This window comes from uncultured Streptococcus sp. (assembly GCF_963516515.1).
Lineage (GTDB): Bacteria > Bacillota > Bacilli > Lactobacillales > Streptococcaceae > Streptococcus.
Genome location: NZ_CAUQCJ010000009.1, coordinates 38,174 through 56,748, shown reverse-complemented (window position 1 = coordinate 56,748; position 18,575 = coordinate 38,174). Strand labels below are relative to the sequence as shown.

20 protein-coding genes and 1 other annotated feature (1 of these 21 cut by a window edge) are annotated in these 18,575 nt (G+C 40.7%); of the genes, 1 reads left to right on the top strand and 19 read right to left on the bottom strand.

Annotated features, from left to right (window positions below; translation table 11 throughout):
- The 12 genes from RYL77_RS03310 to ybeY all read right to left on the bottom strand — a co-directional run.
- On the bottom strand, positions 1-1,967 hold a 1,967-nt coding region (locus tag RYL77_RS03310), incomplete at its 3' end, for a YSIRK-type signal peptide-containing protein (protein WP_315009835.1).
- Positions 1,968-2,471: 504 nt separating this feature from the next.
- Positions 2,472-3,332 (bottom strand): SAM-dependent methyltransferase TehB, encoded by an 861-nt coding sequence (tehB, locus tag RYL77_RS03305; RefSeq protein ID WP_315009833.1) that lies wholly within the window; start codon positions 3,330-3,332, stop codon positions 2,472-2,474.
- A 15-nt stretch (positions 3,333-3,347) separates the two neighbouring features.
- The gene (smpB, locus tag RYL77_RS03300) at positions 3,348-3,815 is read right to left on the bottom strand and encodes an SsrA-binding protein SmpB (RefSeq protein WP_001051750.1); all 468 of its coding nucleotides are present in this window, start codon (positions 3,813-3,815) and stop codon (positions 3,348-3,350) included.
- Positions 3,778-6,129: a ribonuclease R gene (gene rnr / locus RYL77_RS03295; RefSeq protein ID WP_315009831.1), complete on the bottom strand. Its 2,352-nt coding sequence runs from the start codon at positions 6,127-6,129 to the stop codon at positions 3,778-3,780. The genes smpB and rnr overlap by 38 nt, the downstream gene beginning before the upstream one ends.
- A 101-nt stretch (positions 6,130-6,230) precedes the next feature.
- Positions 6,231-6,464 (bottom strand): preprotein translocase subunit SecG, encoded by a 234-nt coding sequence (gene secG / locus RYL77_RS03290; protein ID WP_000282517.1) that lies wholly within the window; start codon positions 6,462-6,464, stop codon positions 6,231-6,233.
- A 39-nt stretch (positions 6,465-6,503) separates the two neighbouring features.
- Positions 6,504-6,653 (bottom strand): 50S ribosomal protein L33, encoded by a 150-nt coding sequence (gene rpmG / locus RYL77_RS03285; protein ID WP_001809104.1) that lies wholly within the window; start codon positions 6,651-6,653, stop codon positions 6,504-6,506.
- Positions 6,653-7,852, bottom strand: coding sequence for a multidrug efflux MFS transporter (locus RYL77_RS03280; protein WP_315009830.1), 1,200 nt, complete (start codon positions 7,850-7,852; stop codon positions 6,653-6,655). The genes rpmG and RYL77_RS03280 overlap by 1 nt, the downstream gene beginning before the upstream one ends.
- On the bottom strand, positions 7,839-8,444 hold the full coding sequence (gene coaE / locus RYL77_RS03275) for a dephospho-CoA kinase (protein ID WP_315009828.1): 606 nt from the start codon (positions 8,442-8,444) through the stop codon (positions 7,839-7,841). Before coaE ends, RYL77_RS03280 begins: the two co-directional genes overlap by 14 nt.
- A complete protein-coding gene (mutM, locus tag RYL77_RS03270) occupies positions 8,444-9,268 on the bottom strand; it encodes a DNA-formamidopyrimidine glycosylase (RefSeq protein WP_315009826.1) in 825 nt (274 codons plus the stop codon). Before mutM ends, coaE begins: the two co-directional genes overlap by 1 nt.
- 48 nt (positions 9,269-9,316) lie before the next feature.
- Positions 9,317-10,216 carry a GTPase Era gene (gene era, locus RYL77_RS03265; RefSeq protein ID WP_315009824.1) on the bottom strand — a complete coding sequence of 300 codons (900 nt, stop codon included), beginning with the start codon at positions 10,214-10,216 and terminating at the stop codon, positions 9,317-9,319.
- Positions 10,217-10,232: 16 nt separating this feature from the next.
- On the bottom strand, positions 10,233-10,628 hold the full coding sequence (locus RYL77_RS03260; protein WP_000378156.1) for a diacylglycerol kinase family protein: 396 nt from the start codon (positions 10,626-10,628) through the stop codon (positions 10,233-10,235).
- Positions 10,609-11,106 carry an rRNA maturation RNase YbeY gene (ybeY, locus tag RYL77_RS03255; protein WP_000275156.1) on the bottom strand — a complete coding sequence of 166 codons (498 nt, stop codon included), beginning with the start codon at positions 11,104-11,106 and terminating at the stop codon, positions 10,609-10,611. The genes RYL77_RS03260 and ybeY overlap by 20 nt, the downstream gene beginning before the upstream one ends.
- Positions 11,107-11,210: 104 nt before the next feature.
- Between ybeY and pavA the strand changes: the two genes are divergently transcribed.
- Positions 11,211-12,866, top strand: a complete 1,656-nt coding sequence (pavA, locus tag RYL77_RS03250; protein ID WP_315009816.1) for an Rqc2 family fibronectin-binding protein PavA — start codon at positions 11,211-11,213, stop codon at positions 12,864-12,866.
- A 213-nt stretch (positions 12,867-13,079) separates the two neighbouring features.
- Here pavA and RYL77_RS03245 read toward each other — a convergent pair whose 3' ends face one another.
- The 7 genes from RYL77_RS03245 to infC all read right to left on the bottom strand — a co-directional run bounded on the left by RYL77_RS03245 (position 13,080) and on the right by infC (position 18,502).
- Positions 13,080-14,792: a glucosaminidase domain-containing protein gene (locus RYL77_RS03245; protein ID WP_315009814.1), complete on the bottom strand. Its 1,713-nt coding sequence runs from the start codon at positions 14,790-14,792 to the stop codon at positions 13,080-13,082.
- 98 nt (positions 14,793-14,890) lie between these two features.
- The gene (locus RYL77_RS03240; protein WP_315009812.1) at positions 14,891-15,877 is read right to left on the bottom strand and encodes a dihydroorotate dehydrogenase; all 987 of its coding nucleotides are present in this window, start codon (positions 15,875-15,877) and stop codon (positions 14,891-14,893) included.
- A complete protein-coding gene (locus tag RYL77_RS03235) occupies positions 15,840-16,640 on the bottom strand; it encodes a dihydroorotate dehydrogenase electron transfer subunit (RefSeq protein ID WP_315009811.1) in 801 nt (266 codons plus the stop codon). Before RYL77_RS03235 ends, RYL77_RS03240 begins: the two co-directional genes overlap by 38 nt.
- A gap of 248 nt (positions 16,641-16,888) precedes the next feature.
- Entirely contained in the window at positions 16,889-17,269 is a 381-nt protein-coding gene (locus tag RYL77_RS03230) for a VOC family protein (protein ID WP_000157153.1), read from the bottom strand.
- 58 nt (positions 17,270-17,327) lie between these two features.
- A complete protein-coding gene (rplT, locus tag RYL77_RS03225; RefSeq protein WP_000124834.1) occupies positions 17,328-17,687 on the bottom strand; it encodes a 50S ribosomal protein L20 in 360 nt (119 codons plus the stop codon).
- 51 nt (positions 17,688-17,738) lie between these two features.
- Entirely contained in the window at positions 17,739-17,939 is a 201-nt protein-coding gene (gene rpmI / locus RYL77_RS03220) for a 50S ribosomal protein L35 (RefSeq protein ID WP_001125943.1), read from the bottom strand.
- 32 nt (positions 17,940-17,971) lie between these two features.
- Complete coding sequence (infC, locus tag RYL77_RS03215) at positions 17,972-18,502, bottom strand: translation initiation factor IF-3 (RefSeq protein WP_000848180.1); 531 nt, start codon at positions 18,500-18,502, stop codon at positions 17,972-17,974.
- Positions 18,503-18,517: 15 nt separating this feature from the next.
- Positions 18,518-18,575 (bottom strand) — a sequence feature (ribosomal protein L20 leader region) (it continues 74 nt past the right edge of the window).

Sequence of the window (18,575 nt, the reverse complement as noted above, 5' to 3'; positions counted from 1 at the left end):
TTGATTTCATTCTTCTCTGCCTCTACTGCTTGAGCTAAAGCGGCTTTCGCTGCTGCAACAATTGTATCTCTATTGTTCAAAGAGTTATATTTTTCAATAAGTGACTTAGCAGATTCTTTATAATTACTTGTAGTATTTATTCCTGAATTAAGTAAAGTATTAATCTCGGTCAATTTTGTTTCATAAGCACCCTTAGTTTCAGGAGTAGACCACTTAGTATCTTCTGATTTTTGTTCTATTAATCTATTATAAATTCTCTGTAGTAAATCCTTCGCAACATTTTTTGTATCTTGTTCAATTGAAAAATTTGAACCTGTCAGTGGGAGTGCATAGTGCCTATACAATGATTGATATCCCATTCCCAAACGTTGATTATCTGCTGAACTAATTCGAACTGTATATTCAGTTACACCTTTAGGTATTTCAATCTCCCTACTCTTGAATGTTCCTCCTGTTCCAGTTGGCCTATTAGTTGCAATTTTTTCTTCAAATTGTTCTTTCGTAGGTGTTGGTGTCCCACTTAGACTGAAACTTTGAGGAGAATTTGTTCCATCACTTGCCTTCACTACCGTCATCTCAGTATTTGTTTTTGAAACTTCTGGTGTAAATGTTTGATTGTATAATTTTTCTTCTTGTCCATTACGATTAATGATTACTTCGACCCTATACTGTGCTTTAGTGCCATCAATATCTCCAGTATACCCAGTCTTAAATGACACGGTTAATTTTGAACCATGCTCATTTGAATAAGCTTTAAATGTTTTTTGGATTCCATTAAAACCTTTAACACCTTTGGCAATTTTTGGACCTTCACCTGAAGATTTATAATTAGAACCATCAAATGTTTCTTCTTGCTGATTTTCCTGTGTTCTAACTTTTGATAAAAATAACATATAGTCGCTAGTTCTATCAAAAGATTGTTCTAGTACCCAAGTAGTATATCTTTTGCTTCTATCACTCCATACTGTATTAACGGTCTCAAGTGGAAATACTCCCTTATCAGTTTTTCTTGCTATAGCAAATTTTCCTGGTTGTCCATCTGCAGCAACAGCATTCCATCCCCCAAATTCATCAATTTCAACAACTTTTCCTTTATCTACATTTTTAGCATTTCCAAGTTCATCCATATTCTGAATTTTTTCATTGTTCTGAATCGTCTCAGGCAATGATTCCAACTTATTTGAAAGGGTTTTTACATCAGCACCTTCTACTGGATTATCAAATACTTGAGTTGCTGATGTATCATCTGCCGTGCTAGGAGCTGCATCTGTACGGAATGGATTATTTTTATCTAATGCTTTTCCATTACGTTCATCTCTAGAACCTGAGTTTGCAATAGAATTAGACTCCAAAGGCTTTTCAGCGCTGGCATTTTTTGGGCTTTTGCTTCCTTTGTCACTTGTATTATCTACCGCTTGTTCTTTTTTCTTTTCAGATTTTGTTTGCAATTTTGATGTTGCTGTAATTAACTTTCTATATGCTGCAGTTAATTCAGTTTTAGTTGTTGCAGTGCTTAGATCAGTTCTTGCTTCTTCTAAGACAGCTCTAAGATTGTTAACGCTTTCTTCTGTCTTAGTAGCATAGATTCCTTTAGCAAACTTGCCATCAATTTCTTTGATTAAATCTGTTAATTCTTTCTTATCTAGAGTCTCCACCTTCTGAGGTGCTGATTCTGGAGAAGGACTATTTTCAACTGTTGAAGGTTGAGTATTTGTCTCTACTGTTGCAGCAGGACTAGTGGCTACTGTATTCCCTTCGTAGGTCCCATTCTGAACATTCTGATCTTTAGGTTGCGGTGCTTGAGTCTCCCCATTAGTTGAAGGCACACTTTGCTCTGCAGCAGATACTGCCCCATTTCCTAAAAACATGAACAATGCAGCTACTGCGACACTAGCTGCACCAAAGCTGACCTTACGAATAGAAAAACGTAATTGCTTTTCACGATCGTGTTTACCTTTATGAAACATCTAATTTCCTCCAAAATAAATATTTGTATCACATCTTATAATACACTTTTACTCTAATAATTCAATAGCCACCTTTTTTATATTTTCTAATCTATTATAATTTTTATGCGTATATATATATATATATATACGCATAAAACTGCTTTTATTCTATAATTATAGAAATTCTCGAAATAAAAATTATATAGTCAGAAATATTACGTTTTTATAACATTTGGCATTTTTATACTCTTCGAAAATCAAATTCAAACTGCGTCAACGTCGTCTTGCCGTACTCAAGTACAGCCTGCGGCTAGTTTCCTAGTTTGCTTTTTGATTTTCATTGAGTATTAAAAGAATCTGGGACAAAATTCTAACCTTAAATATAAAAAGCGAACAAAACGAGTTATCTGACATTTAGTTTTCGGTCTTATTCGCTTTTTATCTAATCTATTGATTTTTAAAATTTATAATAAATAATTCCTAAAATCAAAATCTTTTTATCCCAGACTCTTCATAACATATTTACTTGATTTTCTTGGCTAGCATGGTCGCAAAGCGTAGTTGAATACGATTGCCATTCTCATCGCAACGGTGCAAATGACCTGGATTTTCATTGTACTTGACCAATTCCCAGTCCTTGTAATAGTCTGCCAATTCTCCTTCTTTAAAGGTAAATGGGAAGTTCACTGAGCAAGGATAATCCTCCGTATCCATAGCACAAACAATAAGATTATAACCACCAACAGTGGTTTTCTCCTGCATATTTTTGATAATTTCAGGAATGCGGTCTGCTTGCAAAAACATCAAAACAACTGTCGATACGATGAAATCATACGCTTTCCCAATACTGGCTGAATCGATATCGTAAAGACCTACAGGCATGTCCAGGTCTTCTTGCTCCACAATACTTTGCAAGATTTCAAGAGATAATTCATTTTGATCCACAGCTGTCACATCAAAACCTTGCTGGGCTAGAAAGAGAGAATTACGCCCCTGACCACAGCCCAAATCTAAGGCTTTCCCTGGTTTTACTGTCTGCATAGCCTCTAGGACCTCTGAATGAACAGGATTGGTATTGTATTTCTTAGGGAAATAATCCGCAGGTTTACAATAAAATTCCAAATACCATTCTACATCGTCTGTTACAGCCTCCACTCGGTGCCAGGCTTGTGGTTGTGCCATTGGATTGTCAGCTCCCGCTTCAAAGAGATGCTCAGCTAGAACCTCGCCATCCTCTGTCAACTCAATAAACTTGAGAGTTCCTTTTAAAACAGTAATCTTGCCCCAAGTCCCAACCTTGGTATTGTGTTTCTGCTGAACAGCCTCTGGCATGGTTTCTTTATTCCACAAGGGCATACGTTTATAGGCAACTAATTTTTCCATTTTCATTTCCTCTTTTTACCGCTGATTAACAGCTTTCATCACGCGCGCAATGTCGCGGTTTTGCTCACGACGTTTGATAGATTCCCGTTTATCGTAGTCATGCTTCCCTTTAGCTAGGCCTAAAAGGAGCTTGGCATAGCCATCTTTGATATAGACTTTTAGGGGAACAAGGGTCATTCCTGTCCCTTTGGTCTCTTGTTCCAATTTTTGGATTTGTTTCTTATGGAGCAAGAGTTTTCGACGACGTTCTGGTTCTTGATTCCAGATATTGCCCTCTTCGTAAGGAGCGATGTGAACATTGCTCAACCAGACTTCTCCATTTTTTACTTGGGCAAAGCCATCCTTGAGATTGATTCGAGCAGCTCGTACACTCTTGATTTCAGTTCCAGTCAGGACCATCCCTGCCTCTAGCGTATCTACGATTGTATAGTCATGACGCGCCTTTTTATTTTGTGCGACGACCTTTCCCTCGCCCTTTGCCATGCTTGGCTCCTTTCTTATCTACTTCCTTATAAAAAGGTTTCTTTCCTTTTTTCTTGTCTTTTTGTGAATGCTTGCGCTTATCATTTGAGCGTCCTGATTTTCTCTTGTCTTCCTTCTTATCTGAACGACGACTTGAACCACGCCCTCTGTCACTACGATGAGACTGTCTCAAGCCTTTTTCAATCACATCAAACTCACTTGGGATATATGAGAAGTCAATTTCACCAGTCATCTTGTCGGCTCTTTCAACTCGGATACGAATTTGTTGACCTACACGGAAGGTTGTTCCTGATTTCTCTCCACGAAGGGTCAAATCACGCTCGTTGAAATGATAAAATTCAGGTAGATTAGTGATGTGAATCAAGCCTTCAACCGTATTTGGCAATTCGACAAAGAGACCAAATTTAACGATGCTGGATACAACTGCATCATACTCTTCACCCACGTATTCTTCCATGTACTCAGCCTTTTTCATGGCTTCGACTTCACGCTCAGCCTCAATGGCACGACGTTCACGGTTGGAAGACTGGGTCGCAATCTCTGGAATCACTTGTTCAAAATGCTCGGCTATTTCTTTAGAACGGCCGTAATCACGAATCATACGGTGAACAAGAAGGTCTGGATAACGACGAATCGGACTGGTAAAGTGAGTATAATAGTCAGCCGCTAGTCCATAGTGGCCGTGATTGTGCTCCGAATAGCGAGCCTGTTGCATGGAACGGAGAAGCATCATGGACAATACATCCGCATAGGGCTCTCCCTCAACAGTACGCATGATGTCTTGAAGTGCCTCCTGGCTAATCTCACTGGCAGTTCCATAAATGCGCAAGCCAAAACTCGAAGCATAATCAATAAACTTCTGAACCTTTTCAGCCTTAGGCTCCTCGTGAATTCGATAGATAAAAGGTAAATCCAGCTTGCTAAAATGCTCGGCAACTGTTTCATTGGCCATCAACATGAAGGACTCAATCATGCGCTCGGCAACACCACGCTGACGAAGAACGATATCAACAGGCTTACCTTGTTTATCCACTAAAATCTTAGCTTCATTGGTATCAAAATTGAGAGCTCCACGTTTCACACGCATGTTTTCTAGAGTTTCATGGAGCTTAGCCATAAGTTCAATACTTGGAACAATTTTCTGATATTCTTGTCTCTTTTCCTTGTCGCCAGCTAGGATATCATTGACATCACTATAGGTCATACGGAAGCTTGTCTTGATAACCGTTTGTGTGATAGTGTAGTTGACCACACGACCATCTTTATCAATCTCCATAATGGCTGACTGGGTCAGGCGATCTACTTGAGGATTGAGAGAGCAGATGCCATTTGATAGTCGTTCTGGAAGCATTGGAACCACACGGTCAGTCACATAGACAGAAGTTGCGCGGTTAAGGGCTTCCTTGTCCAGGGCAGAACCCTCGGTCACATAGTAGGAAACATCTGCAATGTGAACTCCGAGTTCTAGATTGCCATTTTTCAAGGCCTTGATATGCACCGCATCGTCCAAGTCCTTGGCATCTGCACCGTCAATGGTAAAGGTAATCTCATCTCTCAGGTCCAGACGGCCTTCCATATCCTTTTGAGATGGAAAATCAGGCACACTTTCCGCTTCCTTGACAACAGCCTCTGGAAATTCTGAGACAATGTCCATAGACTCCAAAACCTCAAGGACATCAATTCCAACATCCGTTGAATGCCCCACCACATCGAGGACACTAGCGACAAAGAAATCATGTTTCTTGCTTGGGTATTTGTCAATAAAGACCTTGAGAACTTCTGTTCCCTCGAGTTTAAGGGCTGGTTTCTTCACATAAATCGGTTGACTTATTTTCTGATTCTTTGAACGGATGTAGCCAGCATACTTAGGCTTTTCCTGATCTAGAACGATTTGACCGACAACAGTTGTCAAACTGTGTTCTAGAATATCGATAATTTTGGCTTCTGCTGCTGTTCCCTTATTGCGGTCAGCGACTTTCTTAATCACGACCTCAACTGTATCACCATCAATAGCATAGTTGACATCGTTTTTTCCTACAAAAAGGTCGTCCTCCTCGCCTTCTAGGCTAACAAAACCAAAGCCATTTTTATGGGCATGAAAAATCCCCTTGAGAGTAATCTCATGTTTTTTCTTGACTTCCAAGGTCAGACTACCATCTTCTTCAAAGCGTATCTGGTGCTTTCTTTCCATTAAGGACAAGGTTTTAATCAACTCACGAAAATCCTTGGACCCGTCTTTTCCCAAAGCCTGAGCCAAGTCATTGACAGTCACCTTTCCCTTATCTTGCAAATATTCTTTTATTCTATCTTTCATATTTTCTTTCTAGATTTTTTAATTTTCTTTTACTGTAAAACCTTCTTACACATCCTTTAAAAATAAAAAGAGGCAAAGACCTAGTCCTGCCCATTATTTTCTTATCTACTTGATAATACCGTCAATGCTAAGGCAATGGCTAGCCAGAAAAAGACTAAAATCCCTGTCAAACGCTGCATTACAGCTTCAAAACCGCGTGCTTTACTGCGTTCAAACAAATCACCTGAGCTGGCATCAAATACATTGCTAGATTGGTTTTTGGTTGGTTGCATGAAAATCGCAATCACAATCACAACAGATAATACTAATAAAATGGTTAATAATAGGTTATACATATCAAACTCCTTAAAATCCCTATTATTTTACCATAAAATCTACTTAGATTCAAGATGTAGGGTTACTTTTCTTTCCTTGGGACAATACTTTAAAACCTCAATCTTATCTGGATGGGTTTTTGAATTTTTACTGGTTAGGTAATTGATACTGCCACAAGAGGAGCATTTGAGATTAATTTTTACTCGCACTAGATTTCCTTTACTTTTAATAATGTTCGAAATTGAAGAAGGTTAAAGAGACAACTAAAGGCAACACAAAGGCTTGTCGCATAAAAGACAGCATGGTAGCCAAATTGACCTGCTACTGCGGAACCTGCCATAGGACCAACGACACCTCCCAGATAAAAGAATACCTGATTGAAGGCAAAGACCCTCGAAATACCTACTTTGGGTGTCATCTTGCTGAGAAGGGCATTGACCCCAGGTATCAGCGCACCGGTTCCCAAGCCAAAGAGGAATCGATAGAGTCCTAGTTGAAGGGGACTAGAGGCATTGGCACAGAGGAGATAGATGATAACTGAATAAAACTGAGCTACAACCAAGAGACGATGATTGCCCACCTTGTCACCTAGCTTTCCCATGACTCCTGCACTCATCATGCTGGAAAAGCCCATACTGGATACAATCAAACCAGAGACAAAAAGAAGATTCTCTGTCTGCCCTAAGTCGCGCACATACAGAGCTAAGATAGGGCCGATTGATTGGGCTGAAAATTGGATGACAAAACTGGTCAGAAAGAGATTGACCAAAAGATAGGGATATTTAACTGATGTAAATAATTCCTTTGTTGGGATGGCCTTTTCCTTGGCTACTGGTTGAAAATCTTCCTTGATAAAGCAAATAGTCAAAATAGCAGCTAAAAACAGAAAACTACCAACCAGTAAGAAAACAGTACGAATACCAAATAATTCTGCGATAAAGCCCCCAATAAAGGGACCAGTTAGAGTACCTGCAACTACGCCTGTAGACAAAGTACCTAAGGCAGAGCCTGATTTCTCCTTGGGAACCTGACTGGCTATCAGGGCCGTTGCATTAGGAACAAATCCTGCAAATACACCGTTTAATAAACGAAGAAAGATTAACCAATAGATAGTTGGGACAAAAGCCAAACCTCCCATAGTAATAGTCATGGCAAGACCTGCCCGAATCATCATGGGTTTTCGTCCGTATTTGTCAGCAAGGATTCCCCAGATAGGAGAGAAGAGCGCCGCGGAAATAGCAGAGACAGAAATTGCTAAACCTGCATAAAAAGCGACTTGCTCACTCCCTACGCCTAGATTTTCCACAAAGATGGGCATAAAGGGCACTACCAAAGAAATACTGGCTCCAGTCAGAAAATTACCAAACCAGGCAATGCGCAGATTATCCTTCCAATTAATCTCTGTCATCTTGCCTACCTCCCTCAAGAAGGGAGACCACCTGAGTAAGAAGCTGGTCCTGATTTCCATTGTTGTCTAGAACATGGCTGGCCAAATCTTTCTTTTTTTCTAAAGGCCACTGGGCTGCCAGACGAGACTTAGCTTCATTTTTGGACAAGTGGTCTCTTTTCATTAATCGTTCCACTTGGATATTTCGATCCACATAGACCAACCATGTCTCATCAAACCAAGCGCTGTAGTCTTGTTCAAAAAGCAGGGGGATATCCATGAAGAAAATAACTTCTGTCTGATTCAACTGGTCTCTCAAAGTAGCTAGTTCCTCACGGATAATCTCTCCTTGAGTTATCCTAGACCATTCACGCTCTTTAGGATTTGAAAAGATAAGACTAGCTAGGAGAGGGCGATTGAGTTCTCCGTTTTCAAGGATGATTTCTTGCCCAAAATGCTGGACTAGAGTCTCAAATAGACGACCATCAGGTTTCTGTAGTTGGTGGACGACTGCGTCAGCATCCACCACTTGAAAGCCCTTCTGTCTTAAAAAATTTGTCACAGTTGATTTGCCAGAGGCAATTCCCCCCGTGATTCCAATGATTTTTCCCATCAGTCCCTCCTTTGACACTGAGGACAAAAATGAGTTCCACGTCCGCCTAGTTGGATTTTCTCAATTAGAGTTCCACAGCGTGAGCATGCTTGACCAGCCTTGTCATAGACCTGATGAAAATCCTGCATGGTTCCATCTTCCCCAAAGGCATTGGTATAGGTCCGAATGGTCGAACCACCTTTTTCAACAGCCTGTCCCAATACAGCAATGGTCTGGTCATGAATAGCTGTCGCTTCTTCTGATGTCAAAGTCTGGGAAGGTCTAGCCGGATGAACCTGAGCTCGCCAGAGAACCTCATCCACATAGATATTGCCAAGGCCAGCAACCAAGGTCTGGTCTAATAAGTGGGATTTGATAGGCTTTTTAGACTTAGCTAGAGCTACTTGAAAGACCTGCAAATCAAAGGCTTGTTCGCTTGGTTCAGGCCCTAGTTTTTTAGAAATAAAGTAGGCTTCCAAAAAGTCAGGAGCCAAGAGTTCCATAGTACCAAACTTGCGTACATCTTCATAAACAAGTGTACCACCATCCTCAAACTGGAAGAAAACATGGGCGTGCTTGCGTTCAGGAACCTGGTTCGGATAATAAAAATACTTACCCTCCATCCGCAGATGGGAAATCAAGACCTTGTCTGTCAGGTAAAAAAGCAAGTATTTGCCACGACGTCCCATGGACTCAACAACTTGGCCTGGCACTTCCTTTTGAAACTCGTCCAAATCTGTCTTAATCATCTTGGGATAGCGAATTTCTACACTCGAAATCTTTTTACCCAAAATCAATTTTTCTAAGCCACGTCGAACAGTTTCAACCTCTGGTAATTCAGGCATAAGTCCTCCTTCTGTAAAAACAAGAAGCAGGCATGTGCCCACCTCTACTTAGTATTCTTTTTCATTATAGCCAAAGTCAGCCAAATCTAGCTTTTTATCGCGCCAGTTTTTCTTGACCTTGACCCATGTTTCTAGAAAGACCTTGTCTCCTAGCATGAGTTCAATATCACGACGAGCCATGCTACCAATTTTCTTAAGCATAGCGCCACCTTTACCGATGATAATCCCTTTCTGACTATCTCGCTCCACCATGATAGTTGCACGGATATGCACCTTGTCTGTCTCTTCATCTCGCTTCATAGAATCAACAACTACAGCAACTGAGTGCGGAATCTCTTCACGAGTTAGGTGCAAGACTTTCTCGCGAACCATTTCTGAAACCAAGAAACGTTCTGGATGGTCTGTGATTTGATCAGCTGGAAAATACTGGAAACCTTCCTCCAGATTTTCACTCAAAATATCAACTAAACGTGAGACATTATTTCCCTGAAGGGCTGAGATAGGAACGATTTCCTTGAAGTCCATCTGATTACGGAAGTCATCAATCTGAGACAAAAGCTGGTCTGGGTGAACCTTGTCAATCTTGTTCACCACCAGAATCACAGGAACCTTGGCAGCCTTAAGACGCTCAATAATCATGTCATCCCCCTTACCACGCGCTTCATCAGCAGGCACCATGAAAAGAACGGTGTCCACTTCACGAAGGGTGCTGTAAGCAGACTCAACCATGAAATCTCCAAGAGCCGTTTTAGGCTTGTGAATCCCTGGCGTGTCGATAAAGACAATTTGTTCCTTATCAGTCGTGTAAATTCCCATGATTTTGTTGCGCGTTGTCTGCGCCTTATCACTCATGATGGCAATCTTTTGCCCCATAACGTGATTTAAAAAAGTTGACTTCCCAACATTAGGACGTCCTAAAATGGCTACAAAGCCTGATTTAAAAGTCATAATTTCCTCTTACTGTTTAAAATATTAAATCCCAGATTCGTGGGAGAAAAATCAATGCGCCTGTTAAGGCAGCGAAAAGAGAGACCACTAATACCGCGCCAGCCGCCATATCCTTGGCATTTTTAGCCAGCATGGAAAAGTGATAGTGACTAGCCAAATCCACCACATTTTCGATAGCAGAGTTGATAATTTCAAAGGCTACTACCAAGAAAATGCTCAATAGGAGAAAGAGCCATTCGATTCGTGACACTTGAAAAACAAAACCTGCAAGAATGACCACAAGAGCCGTCACTGCATGTTTTCGCATATTGCGTTCTTCCTTGATAGCAGTAAAAATTCCTGTGATGGCAAATTCTAAACTGGATATCAGGTCACGATTTTTCCATTTTCGTTTATTGTCTTGTGAGTCCATAGGCTGTCAAAATTTCTTCTTGTAAACCGAACATCTCCGCTTCTTCTTCCGGAGTGTAGTGATCATAGCCGTTGATATGTAAAAAGCCGTGTACTGCCAAGAAGCCCATCTCACGCTCAAAGCTGTGGCCATATTCCTCAGCCTGCTCATGAGCCTTATCGATAGAGATGAACAGTTCCCCAATATAGGCATCAAACTCAGACATCATCTCTGCCAATTCTGGATTTTCAAGTAAATCCTCTTCGTCAAAGGCAATTTCCAACTCTGGCTTATATTCAAGGCTGATGACATCTGTCGGACGGTCTGTGTCACGGTACTCCAGATTGAGTTCATGACTACGCTCATTAGTCACAAAAGTGACTGCCATCTCCTTGTCTTCTTTTCCTAATTTTTGGGCTGCAAATTCCAAAATTTCTTGGGTTTGTTGCAACATTTCTTTTGAAACTTGACCAGTTTCATCTACCATTTCAATATACATGTGCTTCTCGTTTCTCTTTACTTGGCTTTATTATACCACATTTCCATGATTTTATTCTACCTTTTTGATATAATACTATGGAATACAATCACAAGGAGAGAACGATGTCATTTGACGGATTTTTTTTACACCACATGGTTGAGGAATTGCGAAGAGAATTAGTGAACGGTCGCATCCAGAAAATCAATCAGCCTTTTGAACAAGAGTTGGTCTTGCAAATCCGTAGTAATCGCCAAAGCCATCGCCTGCTCCTTTCTGCCCATCCAGTTTTTGGACGCATTCAGCTGACCCAAACGACTTTTGAAAATCCAGCTCAACCTTCCACCTTTATCATGGTTTTGAGAAAATATTTGCAGGGTGCCCTGATTGAGTCGATTGAGCAAGTGGAAAATGACCGTATTGTGGAAATGACAGTTTCCAATAAAAACGAGATTGGGGACCATATTCAGGCTACCTTGATTATCGAAATCATGGGAAAACACAGTAATATTCTACTGGTTGATAAAAGTAGCCACAAAATCCTCGAAGTCATCAAACATGTTGGCTTTTCACAAAATAGCTACCGTACCTTGCTTCCTGGATCAACCTATATCGCTCCGCCAAGTACCGAGTCTCTCAATCCTTTTACAATCAAGGACGAGAAACTCTTTGAAATCCTACAAACACAGGAAACGACAGCTAAAAATCTTCAAAGCCTCTTTCAAGGTCTGGGACGCGATACGGCAAATGAATTGGAAAACATTCTGGTTAGTGATAAACTTTCTACTTTCCGTAACTTTTTCAATCAAGAAACCAAGCCATGCTTGACTGAGACTTCTTTCAGCCCAGTTCCTTTTGCAAATCGTGTAGGAGAGCCTTTTACCAGCCTTTCTGATTTGCTGGACACCTACTATAAGGACAAGGCTGAACGCGACCGCGTCAAACAACAAGCCAGTGAACTCATTCGTCGTGTTGAAAATGAACTTCAGAAAAACCGACACAAACTCAAAAAACAGGAAAAAGAGTTACTGGCGACAGACAATGCTGAAGAATTTCGTCAAAAAGGAGAATTGCTGACAACATTCCTCCACCAAGTGCCTAACGACCAAGACCAGGTTATCCTAGACAACTACTATACTAACCAACCTATCACCATTGCGCTTGATAAGGCCTTGACTCCCAACCAGAATGCCCAACGCTATTTTAAACGGTATCAGAAACTCAAAGAAGCTGTCAAATACTTGACTGATTTGATTGAGGAAACCAAGGCAACCATTCTCTATTTGGAAAGTGTGGAAACTGTTCTCAACCAAGCTGGGCTGGAAGAAATCGCTGAAATCCGTGAAGAATTAATCCAAACAGGTTTTATCCGCAGAAGACAGCGGGAGAAAATCCAGAAACGTAAAAAACCAGAACAGTATCTGGCCAGTGATGGCAAAACCATCATTTATGTCGGTCGCAACAACCTACAAAATGAGGAATTGACCTTTAAAATGGCTCGTAAGGAAGAACTTTGGTTCCATGCCAAGGACATCCCTGGAAGCCATGTTGTCATCTCAGGAAATCTTGACCCATCTGATGAAGTCAAGACAGACGCGGCAGAACTGGCCGCCTACTTCTCTCAAGGTCGCCTGTCAAATCTGGTGCAGGTAGATATGATTGAAGTCAAGAAACTCAACAAACCAACTGGTGGAAAACCCGGCTTTGTCACTTACACAGGACAAAAGACCCTCCGTGTCACACCAGACCCAGAAAAAATCGCATCCATGAAAAAATCCTGATTTTTTGCTTAAAATCAGGATTTTTAACTTATACTCAATGAAAATCAAAGAGCAAACTAGAAAACTAGCCCCAGGTTGCTCAAAACACTGTTTTGAGGTTGCAGATAGAACTGACGAAGTCAGTAACATCTATACGGCAAGGCGACGTTGACGTGGTTTGAAGAGATTTTCGAAGAGTATTACTACTCACACAAATCATATTCAATTATAGGACTAATCTTTGCCACCTAGTTTTTCATTGATTTTCATCATCACACTAGCAATTTTTTCGCCCCAATAAGGGTCTGAGGCATATTCAACATTCATACCAGACGCCTTGTTTCCAAGGAAAGTTCTGCCCCTATCGATATAATTTTCCTTAATCCACTTGGTTGCACCTAAAATTCCCTTATCTACATCATCAAATGTCTTGGCAGAAAGGTACGGGGTCGTATCATAGGCTGTAATTCCAAAGAAATTATTCTTATCTTTGGCAATATTGCTACGTCCCCAGTCACTTTCTAAGGCACTATGGGCAAGGAGGTAAAGGGCATTGATATGGTAATGTTCTTCGGCTTCCTTAAAGGTAGCTCCCTTATTTTCCAAGAGACTATTGTCAATATTTAACAGACTAAATACCTTATCCAAATCTTCAGCACTATAGTTTGTAGCCTCTGTCAAGTCTTTGAAAAGGAAGGGATTTTCAAGGTTAAAACCATCAAAATGCAGGCCATCTGCCGAATAATATTTCTTGCCTACTTCCATATCAGAAAGATGAGAAGCTACTGGGATACTAGCATTCTGAGCCACATAGTGATAAAAACGGTGGCCATCACTTTCATAATAAGGGATAAAATCCTTACTAGCATCTAGTGCTTGTAAATCTTCTGTTTTCATATAGCCTGACAAACCAGAAACAGTAATAGCCAGGCGCTTATCATCACTTTTTCTATCCTTGTCTAGCCAGACGACACTAGCTTGCGATATATAGGAAAGCTTTTCACCATCTGCATTATAAACATTTGCTGTGACAGGCACTACTTGATAGTAAGCAGCATTTTCATTTGTAGTTTTTTCTCCAAGCCATTTACCATCGCTTCCAAACTGATAACCATCTACTGTTTCATTTTTCGCCATATAGCCACCAGATTTGAAGTAGTACCAGACTTGACTTTTAGAATCGTATAACCATTCTTTCTCAGCCATTTTGCCATCAGATTTGAAATAAAACCATGACTCCTTATCCCAAATCCATTCATTGGCTGCCATATAGCCACCAGATTTTAGATAATAATAGTGACCATTTTCGAAAATCCATTCTTTATCAGCATGATTTCCATTTTCTTTGATATAAAACCAAGTTTGGTATTGTTTATCATAAAGCCAACCTTGCTGTACTTTGGCACCACTAGCATTCACATAAGCCTGATCAATCCACTGACTTGTTAGCAAATAACCGCCAGATTTAAAATAATAGTCCTTGCCCTTAATTTTGAGCCATTCTTTCTCTGCGTGTTGTCCATCTGCTTTGATATAAAACCAAGCGTCGTATTGAGAATCATAAACCCAGTCTTCTATTACCTTGGCACCTGTTGCACCAACATAGGAAGCACCTACCCAAGCAGTTCTTTTCATCTTTCCATTTTGGTCAAGATAATAGAAAGCTCCCTTGTCTTCTACCCATTCTGACTTGGCCATATAGCCGCCAGATTTGAGGTAAAAATAGTCGTCACCTTGCTTCAACCATTCATTTTCAGCATAGTTGGCATCTGCTTTTATATAAAACCAAGATCGATAATGAGCATCAAAAATCCACTCATTAGCTGCTTGACTTCCATCCGCTTTCAGATATTGTTTTCCTTGCCAAGTACCATCGCTAGCCATTGCACTCTCTGGTCTGGCTAAGAAAAATAGCAGGGCTAAAAAAATAAATCTCAATTTCTTCATTATCTTTCTTCCTCTGTTCTTATCCATTTCATTATATCAAAATTCTCTATAATCAACATTACAAACTAATAAAAAATCAAGAACAGATTGATTGCAATTTATATTAAAGACTCTTTCACTTCCTTGCGTAGATTTTCTAGACTGCTGATGCCGTATTTGTCCATGACTTTTGGTAGATTTTCGATAATATCAGGGCAGGCATAAGGATTGGTAAAGTTGGCTGTTCCAACTCCGATGGCAGATGCTCCAGCCAGATACATTTCTAGGGCAGCTTCAGCCGAATCTACTCCTCCCATTCCAATGATGGGCAGGTCTGTTGTTTGAGCTACCTGACGGATAAGTTTAAGGGCGACTGGAAAAACTGCTGGACCTGACATTCCACCTGTTCCATTGGCCAAGATTGGTTTTCTGGTTTTGAGGTCAAAGCGCATACCAACCAGAGTATTAATCATGGTTAAGCCACTTGCCCCTGCATCTTCTGCTGCTTTTGCGACGGTGACAATATCCGTCACACTAGGGGTTAGTTTGACATAAACTGGTACATCAGAGGCTTCCACAGCTGCTTTCACCACATCATAAGCTAAATCTGGATCTTGACCAATCAAGAGTCCATGATTACAGTGATCTACGTTGGGACAAGAAATATTGAGCTCAATAGCCTTCACATTAGCTGCCTTGGAAATACCATGAGAAACAGCCGCATACTCTTGTTTTGAAAAACCAGCTACATTGGCGATAATAGGAAGATTTGGATACTCTCTTTCTAGCCACGGTAGCTTTTCAGCCAAAACAACTTCCAAACCAGGATTTTGCAAACCGATTGCATTGAGCATACCAGCGGGTGTCTCTGCCACCCTTGGAGTTGGATTGCCAAAGCGTGGTTCAAGGGTTGTCGCCTTGATCATAATAGAACCTAAAAGGTCTAAATCATAGTACTTGGCATACTCTTGTCCAAAGCCAAAACAGCCTGATGCTGGAATAATCGGATTTTTCAAATCCAAGCCAGGTAGAGAAACTTGTAAACGATTTGTAGTCATGATTTTCTCCTTATAATAGAACTGTTCCAGTACGGAAAACAGGGCCATCTTCACAGACGCGTTGGCTGACCGTCTCGCTTTCTGGCACTTTTAGGACGCAGGCATAGCAAGCCCCCATTCCACAAGCCATACGGGATTCCAGAGATAGATAGGCTCTTGGGTGGTCATAAAAGGTTTGATTGATATACTTCATCATTCCAGGCGCCCCACATGAGTAAACAGCATCAAACTGACTATCTAAATCATTGATGACAACAGAAACATTCCCCTTAATGCCATAAGAACCATCATCTGTCGTTACAAAGACCTGCCCATACTGAGCCAATTCCGTCTCTAAAATAACAGCATCCTTGTTGGCAAAACCAAGGACTGTCACTACTTTCACACCACGCGTATGCAATTCCTTGGCTACTTCAAGCAAGGGCGGAACACCAATCCCCCCACCAACAAGGAGTACCTGACTCTGCTCATCAAGGTCAGACAAGTCAAAACCATTTCCCTGAGGACCCATCACATCAAGAGTATCTACCTGACTTAAGGTTGAGAAAATAGCTGTCCCAGCTCCCTCAATCCGATAAATGAGATGACACTGCTTCTTAACCTTATCGATAGACGAAATTGAAATAGGACGGCGCAAGAGATGGGCATCATCAGGCACACGCAGATGAAGAAATTGGCCTGCTCGCATAGCTTCAACCATTTCCCCTTCTAGGACTAATTCAAAGATTGCTGGCGCGATTTCCTCCTGTGCAACCACCTTCATGGTTTCCAATCGAATCGCACCCAAACGTTTCTTACATGTGGGATTCATGACTTTTCCTCCTTAAATTTTAAGGGGACCAGACAAAGAAAAGACCTTGCTAGTGCAAGGCCTCAGTTAAAATCGTACAAGACAAGAGAGCACACTCAAAAAGTCTCCTCTAGAAAATTGTACTATTCTTTTATCTGACACCTTGTGAGTCTCTCTGGACTCCCCTTAAAGGTTAAATTTTTATTAGTATACTCTTTCAGCTAAAAAAAGTCAAGTAGAAAACGAACATTCTACTTGACTTCACGTGATTATTTTTCACGAATGACTTCGACCTTGTAGCCATCAGGGTCTTTGACAAAGTAATAGTTAGGCGCAGTTCCTGGTAGGCCATTTGGCTCAGTAACTTCATATCCTTTGGCACTGTGCTCTTGATGAAGCGCCTCAAGATCAGGTGTACTTAGGGCGATATGGGCAAAGCCATCTCCAACCACATAAGGACCATGATCGTAGTTATAAGTCAACTCCAACTCATAGTCGTCACCCTCAAGACCTAGATAGACAATCGTGAAGGCATGGTCTGGAAAATCTCTGCGACGCAATTCTTTAAATCCAAAAGCATCTTGATAAAATGCAATTGATTTTTCAAGATTTTCTACTCGCAAGCAAGTGTGTAGCATTTTTGAAGCCATATTTTTCTCCTTTATTTTAAAAAAGACTGGGACAATCCTGTTCCAGTCTTATCTGTTATTATTTACCAAGTTTTGCTTTAGCTGCATCTGCAAGAGCTGTGAAAGCTGCTGCATCGTTAACAGCCAAGTCAGCAAGCATTTTACGGTTAACTTCGATCTCAGCCAATTTCAAACCATGCATCAATTGTGAGTATGAAAGTCCGTTCATACGAGCTGCCGCATTGATACGTGTGATCCACAATTTACGGAAGTCACGTTTCTTTTGACGACGGTCACGGTATGCATAGTAGTAAGAGTTCATTACTTGTTCTTTTGCAGTACGGAACAAGATGTGTTTAGCTCCATAGTAACCTTTTGCTAATTTAAGAATACGTTTACGACGTTTGCGTGATACAACGCCACCTTTAACACGTGCCATGTTTTATTTCCTCCAAATATTTCCTAGAATTGTTTACTTACTGTTAGGCTGTTATTTCAAGCGAGTAAGCATTGCTTTGATACGTTTGTAATCTCCTGAATGCACCATAGATGCTTTACGAAGATGACGACGTTGTTTCTTAGTTTTTCCGTGGAAACGGTGAGAAGTGTAAGCACGGAAACGTTTAAGTCCACCAGAACCTGTACGTTTGAAACGTTTAGCTGATGCGCGGTGTGTTTTTTGTTTTGGCATGATTTTTTCTCCTTTATTTAACTTTCTGACAATTATTTTTTGTCAGTCGCTGGCGCCAATTGCATGAACATTTGACGTCCATCCATTTTAGCACGTTGTTCGATGATGGCAATATCTTGAGTTGCTTCAGCAAACTCGGCTAAAACTTTTGCACCAATCTCTTTATGGGTAATCATACGACCCTTAAAGCGAATAGATACCTTAACTTTATTTCCTTTTTCAAGGAATTTGCGTGCATTGCGAAGTTTTGTATCAAAGTCACCCTTATCAATAGTTGGACTTAGACGAACTTCTTTCACAGTAACAACACTTTGTTTTTTACGTTGTTCTTTTTGCTTCTTCTGGTACTCAAATTTGAACTTACCGTAGTCCATAATTTTTGCAACAGGCGGTTTGGCTTGGGGTTGAATCAATACTAGGTCAACATTAGCGTTATCAGCCAAAGCTTGCGCTTCACTGAGTGGCTTAATGCCTAGCTGTTCTCCTTCAAGACCAATCAAGCGAACTTCACGTACACGAATCTCATCATTGATGAATAAGTCTTGCTTTGCTATGGTTTTCACCTCTTTTGTTTTATTAGAGAAAAACAATAGCGGACTCGTAAATATACAAGCCCGCACGTTATGATAGCGTTTC